This is a genomic window from Sphingobacterium bovisgrunnientis, assembly GCF_009829085.1.
Lineage (GTDB): Bacteria > Bacteroidota > Bacteroidia > Sphingobacteriales > Sphingobacteriaceae > Sphingobacterium > Sphingobacterium bovisgrunnientis.
Window position 1 is genome coordinate 49,950 of record NZ_WUQY01000002.1, and the last position, 17,626, is coordinate 67,575.

General features: G+C 36.5%; 13 protein-coding genes. 1 reads left to right on the forward strand and 12 read right to left on the reverse strand.

Going from position 1 to position 17,626, the window contains the following annotated elements:
• The first annotated feature begins 16 nt into the window (after nucleotides 1-16).
• The gene (gene pth / locus GOQ16_RS01590) at nucleotides 17-580 is read left to right on the forward strand and encodes an aminoacyl-tRNA hydrolase (RefSeq protein ID WP_160067247.1); all 564 of its coding nucleotides are present in this window, start codon (nucleotides 17-19) and stop codon (nucleotides 578-580) included.
• Between the two features lie 58 nt (nucleotides 581-638).
• On the opposite strand, the gene GOQ16_RS01595 is transcribed toward pth, so the two are convergent.
• From GOQ16_RS01595 to GOQ16_RS01650, 12 genes are all read right to left on the reverse strand, one after another.
• Nucleotides 639-2,048: a calcineurin-like phosphoesterase C-terminal domain-containing protein gene (locus tag GOQ16_RS01595; protein ID WP_160067249.1), complete on the reverse strand. Its 1,410-nt coding sequence runs from the start codon at nucleotides 2,046-2,048 to the stop codon at nucleotides 639-641.
• A gap of 17 nt (nucleotides 2,049-2,065) precedes the next feature.
• The gene (locus GOQ16_RS01600) at nucleotides 2,066-3,100 is read right to left on the reverse strand and encodes a phosphodiester glycosidase family protein (protein WP_160067251.1); all 1,035 of its coding nucleotides are present in this window, start codon (nucleotides 3,098-3,100) and stop codon (nucleotides 2,066-2,068) included.
• Between the two features lie 32 nt (nucleotides 3,101-3,132).
• Complete coding sequence (locus tag GOQ16_RS01605; RefSeq protein WP_160067253.1) at nucleotides 3,133-4,308, reverse strand: n-acyl-d-glucosamine 2-epimerase; 1,176 nt, start codon at nucleotides 4,306-4,308, stop codon at nucleotides 3,133-3,135.
• A gap of 83 nt (nucleotides 4,309-4,391) precedes the next feature.
• Nucleotides 4,392-5,714 (reverse strand): alpha amylase family protein, encoded by a 1,323-nt coding sequence (locus GOQ16_RS01610; protein ID WP_160067255.1) that lies wholly within the window; start codon nucleotides 5,712-5,714, stop codon nucleotides 4,392-4,394.
• A 4-nt stretch (nucleotides 5,715-5,718) separates the two neighbouring features.
• Complete coding sequence (locus GOQ16_RS01615) at nucleotides 5,719-7,131, reverse strand: family 10 glycosylhydrolase (RefSeq protein WP_160067257.1); 1,413 nt, start codon at nucleotides 7,129-7,131, stop codon at nucleotides 5,719-5,721.
• A gap of 64 nt (nucleotides 7,132-7,195) precedes the next feature.
• Nucleotides 7,196-8,875 carry a DUF5018 family protein gene (locus GOQ16_RS01620; protein ID WP_160067259.1) on the reverse strand — a complete coding sequence of 560 codons (1,680 nt, stop codon included), beginning with the start codon at nucleotides 8,873-8,875 and terminating at the stop codon, nucleotides 7,196-7,198.
• A 17-nt stretch (nucleotides 8,876-8,892) separates the two neighbouring features.
• Nucleotides 8,893-10,563 (reverse strand): RagB/SusD family nutrient uptake outer membrane protein, encoded by a 1,671-nt coding sequence (locus GOQ16_RS01625; RefSeq protein ID WP_160067261.1) that lies wholly within the window; start codon nucleotides 10,561-10,563, stop codon nucleotides 8,893-8,895.
• Nucleotides 10,564-10,606: 43 nt separating this feature from the next.
• Nucleotides 10,607-13,816: a SusC/RagA family TonB-linked outer membrane protein gene (locus tag GOQ16_RS01630; protein ID WP_160067263.1), complete on the reverse strand. Its 3,210-nt coding sequence runs from the start codon at nucleotides 13,814-13,816 to the stop codon at nucleotides 10,607-10,609.
• A gap of 322 nt (nucleotides 13,817-14,138) precedes the next feature.
• Nucleotides 14,139-15,311, reverse strand: coding sequence for a n-acyl-d-glucosamine 2-epimerase (locus GOQ16_RS01635; protein ID WP_160067265.1), 1,173 nt, complete (start codon nucleotides 15,309-15,311; stop codon nucleotides 14,139-14,141).
• A 10-nt stretch (nucleotides 15,312-15,321) separates the two neighbouring features.
• Nucleotides 15,322-16,254 (reverse strand): DUF4434 domain-containing protein, encoded by a 933-nt coding sequence (locus tag GOQ16_RS01640; RefSeq protein ID WP_160067267.1) that lies wholly within the window; start codon nucleotides 16,252-16,254, stop codon nucleotides 15,322-15,324.
• Entirely contained in the window at nucleotides 16,254-16,937 is a 684-nt protein-coding gene (locus tag GOQ16_RS01645; protein WP_160067269.1) for a GDSL-type esterase/lipase family protein, read from the reverse strand. The genes GOQ16_RS01640 and GOQ16_RS01645 overlap by 1 nt, the downstream gene beginning before the upstream one ends.
• Nucleotide 16,938: 1 nt before the next feature.
• Nucleotides 16,939-17,622, reverse strand: a complete 684-nt coding sequence (locus tag GOQ16_RS01650) for a GDSL-type esterase/lipase family protein (RefSeq protein WP_160067271.1) — start codon at nucleotides 17,620-17,622, stop codon at nucleotides 16,939-16,941.
• Between the last annotated feature and the right edge of the window lie 4 nt (nucleotides 17,623-17,626).

Consider the following 17,626-nt stretch of genomic DNA (forward strand, 5'->3'; position numbering starts at 1 on the left):
TTTTTACCTTTGTACCATGAATTTTTTGATTGTTGGTCTCGGAAATATCGGCAGCGAATATGCCGATACTCGACATAATATTGGATTTATGGTGGCGGATGAACTGGCTAAGCAGGCAGGCAGCACTTGGTCATTATTAAAACATGCGTACTACACAGAATTCAAACTACGTAGCCATAATGTGTATGTGATCAAACCAACCACTTATATGAACTTAAGCGGTAAAGCTGTGAATTATTGGATGCAACAATTAAAAGTTCCAATTGACAATGTGTTAGTGATAGTGGATGATCTAGCGATACCTTTTGGATCACTACGTATTAAACCTAAAGGTTCTGCCGCTGGACACAATGGTCTTAAATCCATTGAAGCACTTTGCGGCGGTCAAAATTACCCAAGACTACGCTTTGGTATAGGAGACAATTACCCGAAAGGAAGACAAGTCGATTATGTATTGGGACCTTTTGATAAAGAAGAGCAAAAAGAATTACCTTCTTTAATTGAACATTCCGTTAAGATGGTACATTCATTCGTAAGCATCGGGATTGGACTTACAATGACAAACTTGAATACGAAGTAAGTGTATTTCCTTCTATAAGAAAAAATGAAAGCCACTCCAAATTGGAGTGGCTTTCTGCTTATTTAATGGTAGATGTATATATATTTCCGAATCGATCTGTAACTCTGATCTTTACGGAAGCATTTTCTTTTTTTAACTTGGCTTTAAAAAGGTGATTGGTTTTACTTGGAGCAATCCAATCATACTTTATTTTTGAACGATCAGTACATAATGCCTGCACATATGGATCTACTCCTTCGTACCTAGCCATTTCACCGATTACATTATCATCCTCAAGCCATTCAACTTTCCAAGCGGAATCATAGTTCCATACATTAGCAACAATATTTCCTTCATTATCTATTTGCGCGCGAAATTGATATTCTTTAGGATAACCTTGACTTTTGTAATACCATGATACCTCAGAATCATTAATCTCAAAAACACGATAGCCTCTCGGTGTACCGTCGGTACAAACATCTAAACTCCACCAACTGCCAGATGCTGCCGCAATATTGTGTTCGTAGAGCGAATCAGAATGAACAATATTATTGCTCAAATGCGTATGTCCAGACAAAATATGAGTTTTGTGCTCTTTCAACAGATTATACAAAGGATCAGCATTGATAGTTGTTCCGCCCATAAGCGAATAATTATACTGAAACGCAGGTTTTTCAACTTGTAGCCTAGTTGGAATATGCAGCATTACAAATACAGTCTTATCTTTGGGGACATATTTTAAATCTCTCTCTAACCATAGAAAAGTTTGTTCATCTATATACCCCATATAAAAATAATCCCTTCCGATATAGAAATTATTATTCAAGATGATATAATGTACATTACCCACATCAAATGAATATCGAGTCGGCCCGAAATGCTTATTAAAGTGTGTCTCTGACGTTTCAAAAGATCTTCCCCAGTAAGCCATGTCATGATTACCGATAGTTCTGTAAACAGGTACATTTAATTTACTCATAGCTTCGACATAGGGCTCAAACAAATTAGGATCATCCCCTACCAAATCGCCTAGATCAACACCAAACCATATTGATTTTTTATCCTTTTCAAGTGTTTGCTGAATATCAGTTAACACATAATCTTCATACAATTTGAGATCATCTCTATTGGCTACCTGTACATCAGTCTGCACAAAAAACATATATGCCTTATCAGATTTTGTACTTTTAATCAAGTCAAAATCATAGTTCGATTTTGAGGATTCTATCTTTTGGTAAAAACTTGGAATAGTTTTTAATACATTCGGAACATAACCACTTGGCGTTGATATTTGGACGAATTTATCTCCTTCACTACTCTGCAATGAATAATATCCATTTTTATCCGTAATTGTTGTTGATATTCCAACACTTACAACCACATTAGGAACAACTTTGTTATTTGCACGTACGTAACCGGAAATTTGCTGTTGAGCAAAAGCAATAAAGATTTGTGCAGCAACAAATATTACTATAAGAAAAACTCTCATTCTATTTTAAAATGACATTATTGTAAACTGACCCCAGTTAATACTGCTCGTTGAGAACCTCCACTAGGTTTGATTGTTTCTTTTCCATTTACCAACATACCACTTGAACCGCCTCCATCTAAATTCAAAGCTTCAACACAGCCTAAGGATTTCATTACATTTGCCACATCTAATGTAGTGAGACCAGCAACACCTGCTGTAACATTTCTACCTTCGCAAACAAATAATATCATTTTCTTATCAACGGTAATACCTATCGCCGTACGTGGTTGATTTGAAGTAGAAGACACGTCTAACATTTCTTCAATGTATGTATTTTTAATCTCGCCATTTTTAAGCAACACGCCCACACCACCAATCGCAGTTTTTGCATTCAAAACCGTTGCAGTCTCTGGAAATGTAGCTGTAGGGACGCCCAATGGAGTTTTTGAAGCATCATTCGCAGCAGGCTTATTATAAGAATAATTTAAACCAGCACTAGTAAAATACGTCCACGACGCTTTGAAAGAATTATCCTGCATTTGAGAAAATGCACCTAAAGTTGGATACCACATTGTAACCCAATCTTTCGAGAAATAATTCTGATTGGGAGCTAGCATAACACCATTTTTGACAACTAAATTTTGTGAAAAATAAAAAGCGTTTGCATAATAGAACAAACCAGCATTAATTATAATAGGTTTGGGCGTTTTAGCATAAAACTGTGTCAAGGTATTAACAGTTTTCGAACCATACCCCTTAGCCGTTTCATCGTATGCAATATCTCCCAATATGTCAAAAGTAGCCTTTGACATATCTCCCACAGCAATATAAGCGATAGCTTGTTTATTTTGCAAAGTAGCAGGAGATTTGTAAACTGTGATATGGTTTGGTAAGTCACCAAATGTCTTTTCAACATTAGTCCAACCTAATTTTACAATGTTTTCATTTTTTTCACCTCCTTTATCAGGTTCTTCTACACCCCAAGTTGGAGGAGTATGTGTTTCTTCTTTACAGGAATAACTAGAACATATAGCTAAAGCTAAGAGCAATTTTACACTAGATTTTATCATAATTTAGGGATATAAAAAGTTTATTATTAATACTATACTATTAGCGGTTGTTTATTGACAGATTCAATTGCCTTATATACTTTTAATAAAGCACGTGGTACGTGGAAACAGCCTTTCCATTTACCTCCTTTCAGTGTAAGCAATGGTTCGCCCTGACGATTCAAGTACCCGTACCATTCGCCATAAGTAGGATCCGAAAAACGTGTGAATGTATAGGCATCCAGTTTCTCAAACCACACTTTACATTTTTCATTTCCTGTATACGCATAGCCTTTGGCCATGCATACTAAAGCCTCCAAATGCACCCACCACAATTTCTGATCCCACTCCAACTGTTGAGGTGGACGGTTTAAAATATCTTTGAAATACAATATGCCGCCATATTGCTCATCCCAACCATACTCTAAGGCGCGTAATGCAATAGCAATACATTTATTCATCAAAACAGAATCTTGACGACGATCAGCCAAATCCATCATAAACCACATAGCTTCTATGATGTGACCAGGATTTACTAGACGTCCTTCAAATGTATCAGAGAATGATCCATCCAAATGCACACTCTCCATAATCAAACCACTGTCCGATTGATAAAATACCTCCATTACTTCATGGATAATTTCATCAATCAGCGTTTCAACGGTTTGCGTTCCAACAAGGTGTTCTAATTCCAAGGATAGATTACTTAAGATCATTGGAAGAGAAAAACCCTTAAGATTGCGCGTACCAGGATATGCCTTACTGTATCTTCCTTTGGGATTATCTTGTCTTGCTATGATTCGGTTGAATGTATCTACGGCAACCTGAGCATACTCATCTTTGTTGGTGATCTTGTACAATGAAGCTAATCCCATTGTGGCAAAGCAATCCGAAAAAATATTATACGGTTGGACTAAAGGCTTGCCGCTACGATCCAAAGCAAAATACCAATCTCCATTAGCGTCACGACCATGATCCAAGATAAATCGTGCCCCATGTTCCGCAATAGATTTCCATTCTTCCTTTGACTCTACGCGATCATACATCGTAGACATTGTCCAAATTTGACGACCTTGCAGCCACATAAATTTGTCCGTATCGAAAACAGAACCACCGCGCTCTAAACACGTAAAATATCCCCCAAACTCTTTATCAATAGAATATTTCTCCCAAAAGGGTAAAACATTCAAGAGTAATTCACCCTTATATTTTCTTGCGTATTCGATCATTATATGATTACAAGATTTAGTATTTTATTTAAAATAAATCATCCACACAAATGCTATTTGTGTGGATGATTAGATATAGTTAATTAGTTGTTCAATCCTGCCTTTAGCTCATCCCACCATCCATAATTTATGATATGTACAATATCAAAAATCATGGAACCTTGAGATTTTTTACGGCACATTTTTAGTGCCTTGATAAATTGCTCCGGATTATCTTTGTATTGCTCTACATATAAGCCAGCGTATACAGGAGTCTCTCCTTTTACAACTTTCTCTACTAATTCAGCAGAACCTTCTACTGTATACCAGTCTTCTTTTTTAACGATAAGACCTGATTCAAGGGTTCTTTCGGCTGTACCGTCATCTTTAATTAATTCTGATTTATCAACTTCAAAATAATAATTACCCGTAGTAAATAAATCTAAAGCATCGGCATAACCATAATCTTTATATTTCTCTGTTGCCCAATCAAATTCTTTGCTTGGATCATATGATTTACTTGCGAAATTCACACCTACATCAAAATATAAAGGATACCAAGAGCCTGTATAATCACCAAATATGATATCTGGATTAATAGCTTTCAATTGCTCACGAGTAGAATAAATAAAATCATGAATAATACTCGCTCTCCACTCCAACCATACTTTGTATAATTTGCCTTCTTTACGATCTTTTCCTTCAAAATAGAAAATATCTTGAGGATAATTCTCTACAGAATGTCCTAAATATTTTTCGAATGCAATCTTACTTGAATCTGAAAAATCGGCATTCAAATTATCAAAACGTACACGATCCAAAATAATACCATCCAACTTAGGGTAAGAAGAAACTAATTCTTTAAGAATTGATTGCTCATAATTTCTTACTTCTTCCAACACTGGATTTACCATAGCTGAATATTTCGTTTTCTGATCGGTAATTTTCACAAATCCTTCTGGCAAGTATGAGATCGTTTGCCATGCAGCTTTGGCAGAATCTTCATACACTACACCTCTATCAAAGAAATTGTGACCTGCCACAAAAACATTCGTAGACGCGTGAACTTTTAGTCCTAAACGATGTCCTTCTTCGATGAAATATGCCAACATGTCCCAAGACAAATCTTTCTTGACTCCAGATTCACCCCATGATTCCATTACAGGAGCGATTTTACTTGGATAAAGAACTTCTCCAGTAATCGGTTTTACGTCAACCACAATATCCGTTACACCTACTTCCTTTGATTTTTCTAAATAAAACGTAATAGAATCTTTATCACAAAAACGATCAAAATTGGCTGTGGCATCAAACCATAAAATATTACGGTCTACAAAATATTTACTTTTATCGTCAACATTTTTCTGTGTTGAGCATGAAATAAAAGTAATCGTACTAGCTAATACTAAATATAATAATCTAAACATGTTTTTAATTTTTAACCCCTGCTTTAACTGCATCAAACAACTCTTGTTTTAGGAAATTGTATTGTGGTACGTACATATGGACAACATCAAATAACATTACACCACCAGAAGTTCTGCCAAGCATATATTTTATACCACGAGAGATTTCTTCTTTACTTTTGTAATTAATATTACCAATATCCATACTACCGTAAATTGGTCTTGTATTTTTAGTGATGTATTCGATACCATTCAAAGAACCTTCCATACTCCACCAGTGGTATTTCATACCTGCTGTTGCTGGATTTTCACTTAACATAATTTGCGTGAAATAATTCCCTGTCATCAATAAGTCTAATTCTTCGAAATAACCCGTTTCGCCATATCCAGGATATGCCCAATCCATACGTAAGTTGTAATCTTGGAAAGGATCGTAATTTTTACTAGCCCAGTTTACACCTACATTGTAATATGATCCATACCAAGCTCCTACATAAGCACCAAAATCAACATTTGATTTTACAGACTTCACAGCTGTACGTGCTTTTTTTACAAAATCTTGAATTACCGATGCACGGAAATACAACCATTGTTTGTAATATTTACCTGTTACATTTGGTACGATTTGACCATTACTTGATTTCCATGAGTTAACTATATCCTTTGGAAAATCCATATTTGCAGCGGAAGCATCATTGAATTTAGTCTTTAAAAATTCGATGAATTTTTCTTTTGAATAATCCGAGAAATCGGCATTAATATCGTTATAACGGCAATAGTCGAGAATAAAACCATCTAGATCAAATTTGCCTGTGATTTCTTTTATTAAATCTAATGCACGCTCTTGAGCCTCTGGTTGTACTGGATTAACGAATACAGCGTTTTGCACTGTGGAAATCCGTGCAAGATTACCTTGTTCGCTAGCTACAACAATACTTTCATTCTTCTCTTTGAAAGTCGGATTGTCATATACATAACCAATTTTACGATTAGCATCGCCCTCTACGAAAGTTACAATCGATAGATAGGATTTCATTTGACGCTTTTTAGCTTCAGCAATTAAGAATTCTACATAATCTGTAGGTCTTGTTTTTCCGTCGCGTGTTGTTAAATCTTTACGCAAACTACTAGGATACATCGTATGACCAGTAGATGGCTTTACGTCTATTACAAGTCCAGTAACGCCCGAGTCCTTTAACTTATCTAAAATGGCAACAATTTCCGCTTTATCATTGAATTTACCGTAAGTTCCAAATACATTTGAATGTGCATCTACCCATGCTAACACATTTCTTCCTGGCTCTTGATCGATTGGTGTTTCATCATCTGGCTTAGATGGACCACCTACTTCTGGGGGAAGAGATGGCTTATCTTTGGAGCAAGCAATTGTTACGCAAACTAATAAACCACACAAAATCTTTTTTGCACTAAACTTCATATATTAAAAATTATGCAGCTATGCCATGTTTTAATTTGACATAGCTGCAGTAAAACTTATATTATTATAAATCTACACAGTCAAATTGTACACCAACTACACAACCGTTTGTAAACATGAAGTATAGGTACATGTAATATCCATTCTCGGATGTAGTCATTATTATGTCACCAGTAGTATTTCCATTAACAGGCATGCCGTTTGCATTGGCACCATAAATACCAGGTGTAGTTTTCCAAAGAACACCAGGAGCACCCGTTGCTGCAGGATTACCAGACATAGCTGACTCTGCATCATACAAGAACACATTATCTGCAGTACCCCACGTAAATCCATTAATATGGTTGTAGGCTACAAATTTGGCGTTATTAAATTCAATGTAGTCCACGGTATTACTCACAAAGTTTGCATCAAGTTTTGCATTTTCATTTACCACATTATTCGTATTGCCATTTACTTTACCTAAAGTGTTTTGACCATAGCCTACTACGAAATAATCGCTTTTTATATTTGACGGATTAGTGTAAATCACATCAGCATTGTTCCATGCCCAAGTGTACCCGTTTATAGTAACCATCTGAGGTGTTTGAGAAACAACAGCTCCATTTACTACTTCCCAACGCGCGAATGTATTTAACGATGCTAAACCATAAAGAGGGGCTGTAATGATTGCATTTTTAGTAATATCACCAATTACAGAAACTTTACGTCCATATGCGGCCCCACCAGCATTCCATTCAATGAATATTTGAGGTGTACTAGTTACAGAACTTATTTTCCAAATTTTGAATATATTACCATCATTTGCAGTCAAATTATTAACTAAGATATTACCCGCTTTGTCCGATGTAGTATAGAAATTACGTACGCCACCACGAACTTCACCAAGGTTAATTTCTCCAACTTTTTGACCTGTAACACCATCTATATAGATGCTATTTTGATCTCTTGTATTGATAACTAAGTGCTTACCAGAAGCTGCAATACCACCAGTAACATTGTCTACCGTAATACCCAAGTCTGTTTTCAACTTCTTAACGAACATGATCTTAGCACTACCTGGACGAATACCTTTAGCCAATTTAGTTGCTACTACCTGTTGCACTTTATAGTTAGTTTTCGCGTCTCCTGCAGAACTTACTGTAAAGGTAATAGGCGCTGCTAGATTAATAGATCCGCCGTTTGTAATAGATCCTGTAGCATGTCTATTTAAAGAATACGTAATACGTGGATTATTCACCACAGTACCTGGGACTATAGAAAAATTAATATCTTTTCCTATGATGATTGCATCTGATTCTTGCGTTTCTCCATTACCATCTTCAAAGGTTAATTTAGCTGTAACAACATCTGTATTTCCTTTTTTATTCGCTACAATTACATATTTAGTTTGCTCACCATTACCTGCAGTTACAGTTACATGTACAGGATTTGTCAAATCTGTATATCCCTCTAATGACGGAGATATCTTAGCATCGGTAGGGATAGATGCTCTCAATAACATCTTAGTAAGATCCACCTCATTATCCGAGTTGATTGGATAGTAATAGTCAATATCTACATATACTGTATCATTACTAATACGACTGTTAAAATGTCTATTTCTGCCATCACCATCTAGTGATGCGTAAAAATCTGCTATTGTATTTTTATCATTAGGAAGAATATGTTCTGGCTTAGCACATGAATATACTAATGCACACACCATAATTAATCCTGTGATATTGCTTAAAAACTTTTTCATATTCTATAAGTTTATAATTACCACCCTTTAATTTGTGTTAATGCAGTGTTCACCTGAACCTCAGCCTCAGGAATAGGTAAATAATACAATCTACCTGTAAAACTGCGATCTCTATCATCTGCTGGAACAGTTGTATATGACACATTTTGACCTGCTACTTCTACACGATGCCCAGATACGCGTCTATTATTCAGCGTGATATGCGCTTTCCTCCAACGTCTTAAATCCCAAAAACGATGACCTTCAAAAGCCAACTCTACCATTCTTTCGTGTTCTATAGCTGCTAAAGCAGTAGCTGCTGTATTATAGTTGATAATATTTAAACCACGAGCAGTACGTAATGCAGACAATGTACTTGCAGAACCCGAGTAATCATCTAATCCAGCTTTTGCTTCAGCCAAATTAAGGTAGACTTCACCCAAACGTAATTCAATCCAGCTTTGAGAACTTCTATTTACACCAAAATTTGTATTAGTCGGATCTAAGAATTTCTTCGTATAATAACCCGTCACTGTACGACGAGGCTCTGCTAATACTCCATACTGGGAAAATCCCTCCTGCGCATCTGCAACAGAAGTGTTTAATGTACGGCCTTTCCATTGTGCTCCATGATAAAGAATCGAAGCATAAAAACGCGACTCACGACCTTCATAGGGCTTTGCCGCATGTGTAGCATTAGACCATGAAAATTTCGTTCCATCGGCCATCTCGAACTCATCTACCAAATCCGCAGTTGGTACACCATAGACCATGGTATTGCCATTGTTATCACGCGGAGGTGCATAACCAAAATCATATTGGTGTGTCAATTGAGGAGCAACAAAATCTACACGTAAAATTGCCTCCTTATTAGCTTGACCTACTTTACGTGTAAAGATACTCGCGAAATCAGACTCTAATTGGTAGACACCTGAACTGATAACTGCATCAGCTGCATCAGCTGAAATTTTGTAATATTCTTTGGCACGACTTGCAGGGATACCTGTTAGCTCATCCGTATTGAATTGATTCAAATCGTACTTAGCGATTGATCCAGCATACAAAGCTACACGTGATAGAAGCGCATTTGCAGTACCTTTATTAGCACGTCCTGCCAAGCTTGTATTTCCAAGATTAGCGGCAGCAAATTTTAAATCTTCAATCATAAAGTCGTAAACTTCCGCTTCAGAAGAACGTTGTCTATCCTTTTCTGCGTAATCACTGATATCTTTTAAGATTACTACTGAGCCGTGAATTTTCGCTAACCAATGATATGTATAGGCACGTATGAAACGAGCTTCAGCTTCGATTCTCAACATTTCTGCTTCTGGGAATGAAGATTGAGTACGTAAAAAACCCAAAAACTCATTAACACGACGAATACGATTATAAGCTGAACCCCAATAATTTAATCCAACACTTGAAGGTGAAAATTGATTGGAGTTACTAATCAATGTATTCACCGTACCATTACCAGATACTGTGGATGTGAACTTCATACCATCCGCTAGAGCGTCCATAGCATTATCATAGCCCAATCCAGGAAATACCCCAAATTGAAAACTCTTAATCTCTGCATACAGACCATTCAAGTATAATTCAACGACAGCAGGATCAGACCAAACAATTTCTCCTGTGAATCTATCTTGAGGCACTATATCAATGTCACAGCTATTAAAGCCGATGACAGATGATGACAGTAGTGCCATTATTGTATATTTAAATTTTGATTTAAATTTCATAACCTTCATATTAAAAAGTAACACTTAATCCAAATGCATAAATGCGTTGTTGTGGATAGAAACCTAAGTTTACGTTAGGCATTTCTGGATCAATAAATTTCAAATGATCCCAAGTAAATAAATTAGATCCAGTAACAAATAATCTTACATTGTCCATTTTTGCTTTATCCAATAAAGATTTAGGAAGTGTATAACCCAATTGAACTGATTTAAGACGCAAATAATCACCCTTTCTTAACCATCCAGAGTTTCCATTTGCATTGTGTGGTGAAACGCCTACTTTATTTGCTGTCAAACGTGGGAATTCTGCATCCATATTATCTGGTCTCCATGCATTTTCCATCAAGAAATAAGGTGAATTACCACTACCATAGAAAGTTTTGGTCCACACTGTATTATCATGCACACCACTAACTCCAACAGCGCCTTCGTATCCACCAGCTAATGACACATCAGCTAATGCAGCTCCTTGCAATAATGCAGAGAAATCAAAGCCTTTGTATGCCATATCGATATTTAATCCGAACATAAGTTCTGGAATATTTGAACGCCCAATAAATGAACGGTCTCCGTAAGCTGTGATACGACCGTCACCGTCCAAATCTTTATAACGGAAGAAACCTGGTGCAATGATTCCTGTAGAAGGTGAAGATGTATTCTTAGCTTCTTCCCAAGTTTCAATAAAACCGTCAGCTACATATCCTGTCTTCTCACCCAGCGAACGACCGATTACACTCAAATGAGCTGGAGTTCCATCCGCTTCTTGATATTTTAAATACTTATTTTTAGACCAGTTAATATTTCCTGTTACGCCCAATTTGAAATCACCAAAGGTGTTGTTATATCTTAATTGCGCATCAAATCCTCTGTTATCCATCGTCCCAATATTAGCTAAGGATGCGTGATACCCACCAATAGACGCCGGATAAAGACCACCAACACCTCCAAGAATATCATAAGTATATCTGTAGAACCATTCGAAGTCAAATCCAAAATTCTTAAACAAACGAGATTCAAACCCAATATTAAACATTTGAGATTCCTCCCACTTTAAGCCTGAATTCGGAATATTCGCAGAATACACCGCCGCAATCGGCTGCCCCCCTATCACTAGACCAGGTGTAGTTTGCTGCGCAAATGTCTGCATATATGAAAACTGACCTGCATTTGCACGATCATTACCTGTTCGTCCAAATGATGTCTTGAATTTTAAGAAATCAATGGATCCATTGTCAACGATATCTTGGAAAAAATCTTCTTTAGAAACTACCCATCCTAAACCTGCGCCAGGGAACATTTTCCATCTGTTTTGTTTAGCAAAATTGGATGAAGCATCCCAGCGTGCAGCAGCTTCGAATAGATACTTATCACGGAAACCGTAATTAAATTTAGCTACTACACCCGCACGGGTAATCTCAGGGCTCGAAGAACCTGTAGAAGCAATAAGATCCTCATCTTCCTTAGAACCATAATTAATCTCATGGATTACTGTAATTGGGAAATTACTAGCTCCAGCTGAAAATACATTACCAGTTCCTTTATAAAATTCGTATAATAGCAATCCTCCTACTGAATGGTCATTAAAAGTGTTATTATAATTTAAGCTTCCTTGCAGAGTTTTACTATAGTTTGCAGAATAACTTTGTCTTAAAGTTGTTTTAGAAATACCAGGAACAACATATTGAGCCACATAATTTCCAGAAACTTGCTCTTGATCACGCATCATAGTGGTATAGGGTTGCGTCCAGGTTTTAGCTTCTTGGCCTTGATAATCGTAAGCTCCCTGCAATTTAGCTGTTAAGCCTTTCACACCAGGAACATAAAATTCTAAGTGACCCGTTCCTTGGAAAATATTCATTAGGTATTTTTGGTAACCAGATTCTTCCACTGAAGCGATAGGACTCATTAATCCTGCACCATTTCTAGATGAAGTATATTCACCCGTTGGAGCGAACATTGGCAAGTTAGGCAACATACGCGTAGCTTGATAGAATGGATTCATGTAAGCTGTATTATCCGGAGAAATACCTGGCGTATTACTTTCTTGATTTCTCAAACCAATATTTAAGCCCACTTTCAAATAGTCAGTAACCTTCGTATTGATATTTGTGCGTACGTTATATCGTTTGAAATTCGTATGATTAATTACACCATCTTGCTCCAAGTGATTAATAGAAGCAAAGTATTGCGTATTGTCAGAACCACCGTTAATAGTTGCCGCATGATGTTGAGAATAGCTATTGTTACCTGCTAAAATGCCCATCCAATCTGTGTTTCCCAGTAAAGGATTATCATTTGTACCATTGCGCACAGCATCAATCATCTCTTGTGAGAATACGAAAGCAACTTGATCAGCTCCTGTATTTAATAAAATATCATTATCTACCTCAGTTCCTTTATTATACCATGCCATATAATCTGGACCATCTAAGAATTTAGGAAAGCGCGTATTTTGTCCAATATTTAATGAAAAATCATAAGAAACCTTTGGCTTAGACTTAGAACCAGATTTCGTTTTTACGATAATAATACCATTCGCTGCCTGCACTCCGTATGCAGCAGTTGCTACCGCATCTTTTAATACTGAAATGGTTTCAATCTCATTTGGATCCAAATAAGCCAAAGTAGAAGAAGGTCTTTCGATATCATCTACAATAACTAATGGACCTCTGTTAGAGCCATATGTACCAATACCACGAACAAATAAACTCGCATTATCAGCTCCTGGACGACCAGATTGCTGTAATGAAGTTAATCCAGGAAGACGGCCCGCTAACGTATTGGTAATATTCATTGCAGGTGCTTTCTTAATTTCAGCACTACTAATTTGAGCAACTGATCCGACCATAGTACTTTTCTTTTGCGTACCATATGCCACTACCATTACTTCATCAATTTCATTATTAGATTCTAACAATGTTACATTTACTTGCCGATTATCTGAGACAGACACTACCTGAGTTTCATACCCCAAATAAGACACCTCCAATTCTAAAGGGAATTTGTCCACATTAATAGTGAATTGACCATCAGATGAAGAGAAGACAAGTTGATTACTGTTTTTTAATTTGATTGTAGCTCCTGCGATTGGACTTTGCTTATCGGTACGAACCACTCCACGCAATGCCGTTTGCGCATAAAGAGTCATTGTACTGAACAGCATAAAAATCAAACAGAAAGCTCTAAACACATTAGATGTTGCGAAGTTTAGACATTTCATAATTTATTATTTTGTTGTTTTTGGTGTTTTGGTGTTTTTCATAATACAGCTCTTGTTATTACTCTATTTTACAAATAAAGTATCGTATAGATGTAAATTTGGTCCAGCTTTTTATAAATAATTTTATTCTTATCAGGTTATTATTAAGATATAATTAGTAATTATTGCACTAATTTATAAATATTAAAAGCTATATCCAATATATTTTTAAAAATAATTAATAAATAAATCAAAAAAATACGATGAAATTTCGCTAGATTCTATATATAAGAAATTTATTTGAAAACTGAAACGAAGTAATTTACTAACTAAGTATAGTTAATTATTGCATAAGAATAGTTTTATCTTGCTCAATTGCCTCATACACTTTTAATAAAGCACGTGGTACGTGGAAACAGCCTTTCCATTTACCTCCTTTGAGTGTAAGCAATGGGTCGCCCTGACGATTCAAGTACCCGTACCATTCTCCATAAGTAGGATCCGAAAAACGTGTAAATGTATAGGCATCCAATTTCTCAAACCATACTTTACATTTTTCATTTCCTGTATACGCATAGCCTTTGGCCATACAAACTAAAGCTTCTAAATGTACCCACCACAATTTCTGATCCCACTCCAACTGTTGAGGAGGACGATTCAAAATATCTTTAAAATATAAAATGCCGCCATATTGCTCATCCCAACCATACTCTAAGGCGCGTAATGCAATAGCAATGCATTTATTCATCAAAACAAGATCCTGGCGACGATCCGCCAAATCCATCATAAACCACATAGCCTCAATGATGTGACCCGGATTCACCAAGCGCCCTTCAAATGTATCAGAGAATGATCCATCCAAATGCACGCTCTCCATGATCAAACCACTATCTGCTTGATAGAAAACCTCCATTACTTCATGGATAATTTCATCAATTAGCGTTTCAACGGTTTGCGTACCAACTAGATGTTCTAATTCCAAGGATAGATTACTCAAGATCATTGGAAGAGAAAAACCTTTAAGATTGCGCGTACCAGGATACGCCTTGCTGTATTTTCCTTTGGGATTTTCTTGCCTTGCTAGGATTCGGTTAAATGTATCTACAGCAACCTGAGCATACTCATCTTTGTTGGTGATTTTGTACAATGAAGCTAATCCCATTGTCGCAAAACAATCCGAAAAAATATTATACGGTTGGACTAAAGGCTTGCCGCTGCGATTCAAAGCAAAATACCAATCTCCGTTAGCGTCACGACCATGATCCAAGATAAATCGTGCCCCATGCTCGGCAATTGATCTCCATTCTTCCTTTGACTCTACGCTATCATACATCGTAGACATTGTCCAAATTTGACGACCTTGAAGCCACATAAATTTGTCCGTATCGAAAACAGAACCATCACGCTCTAAACACGTAAAATATCCCCCAAACTCTTTATCAATAGAATATTTCTCCCAAAAGGGCAAAACATTCAAGAGCAATTCATCCTTATATTTTCTTGCGTATTCTTTCATCCCTATATCTCTACAACGTATCTATATATTCTTTATATCTATTATACAAATGTCCAGCTTGTAAGTATGCAGATTGCGGACTCATAAAATGTGAAAATTCAAAAGTTATAGCCTTGTCATAACCTGACCTACGAGCTGCATCCAATTTTAATTTTAGTTTCTCGAATTTGATAGGCAGAAATTTAATAGGCATATCACGATCAAAAGATTCTGCATTTGTCCAACATTGCATATTGTATTTATCAGCTAACTTTTTATTAATCGTAAAAAAGTCTTCTAATTCGTGGTAATCGATATGTCCATCTTGAAAAGCTACAGCATCAACTGCGGTATGTATCTCATGAAAAATTTCATTCCACTCAGTCTCGTGTTGTTGCAAGGAGACGAAATCAGTTTTAGAAAGTTCAGACGAAGCTGCCATTACTGCTTTCTTACCATCTATCCATGGAGATATAAAAGTCGGTAAATTACCGCTCACGCCTTTACACTGTTCTCCCAAAATACGGAAAGCGCTTGCCGCACCTTTAGTTTGACGACTGATTTCCATACTCAAATACCAACCCGCAAAACTGGAATAATGTCCATATTTTTTCCAGACTTCATCTATCACGTAGCGATTAGCATCGATCTCGTGTTGCATTACACCTGTATCCCAATATTTACCACTGTCGTAAAGCCCGAAATAAAATTTTAATCCATGCTTCTCCGCTAACTGCAAATACATTTCTACCAGATCGACAGGAGGCTGGTAGCAACCGTATTGATCTTGCAACCATGCTGAAGGATAAGTAATAAATCGTCTATACCCACTTCTTATTAAGATTACGGTATCTATCCCCACAGCTTTCATATACGCGAAATCGCGATCCCATTCTTCTCTACCCCAATTTTGGTGCGGTATATCGTGACTAATTTCGTCAATAAAGGTTCCCGTAATTTTCATTATAAATACTTTTTAGCTTTCAAATATTTTGCCCACTCCAAGTATGCATCTGTTGTGAGGTGAATTCCGTCTTTTGTATAATTTGCCTTAAGCACATAATCATCTGCCAAAACCTCCTTTACATCAACATATTGCAATCTATACTTTTGAGCCAATTCAACTATTCCCGCATTCAATGCACGAATCTTTTCCTCTTTACCCAACAAATAATCGTATTTCAAAACTTTATCATTAAGTGGTAAAGTACTTTGCAGATAGATCTTTGTTTTTGGACTTTGCTTTTTGATAATTTGAATTATTTCTTCATAATTTTTCAATATCCAAGAGGTCGCTTGTCCACGACCAATATCATTGATACCCATCATCAAGAAAATCTTCTTCGGTTTGGACTTGACAACATCCCCAATCCTTGCTTTCATACCAAATGTATTGTCGCCACCAATACCTCTATTTGCAATTTTGTATTTCGCACCAAAAAGTTCATGCCACGGTCCGCCTTCCGTTATACTATTACCAAAAAACACCACATCAACCTGTTGTGATGTAAGTCCCTGATATAATTTCTCTCGCGAATCATAATACCAATTTTTAAAAGTACTATCCGTCGCCAAATCTCTTTGCGCCTGTGCATATACCCCCTGCACACCTAACAATGAAACAATTAATAAACCCCAATATTTCATATTACAATGCCTTTATCTTTTTTAAATAATCAACTACTTCTATATACGCTGCTACCTCTAGATGAATTCCATCAGGTGTGATATCTGCACGCAATTGACCTTTATCATCTGCAAGAATTTTATGTAAATCAACAAATTGTACTTGCTTATTCTCTTGGGCTATTTTTTTAAGCGCGACATTTAACGTAGCGACATCCTGATTTTTTACGGATTTAAAAGCATCAATTAGCGTTGTCTCATTGATCGGCAAAATACTGTTCAAGTAAATTTTTGTTTTGGGAGAATCTTTTTGAATTCTCGAAACTATTTTGTGATAATTGGCTATAATATATTCTGTAGGAACATTACGTTTCAAATCATTCACCCCTATCATCAAAAATATTTTTTTGGGCTGGTGACGCAAAATCTCATCCAATCTAGCCAATACACCAAATGAAATATCACCACTGATACCTCTATTCAGAATGGGCAACTCTGGCGCAATATCATTCCAACGACCTGCATCTGTAAGACTATTCCCCACAAACACGACAGCACCCTTACGCACTGGCATCTTATTGAAAATTTCCATTTTCTCGGTGTATCCCGAAAAAACATAATTACTGTCTACAGAAGACTGTTCTTGCGCATACACTTGAGTTAGCGCACATACACTTAGCACCGCGGCAAACAAATTTTTCTTCATACTC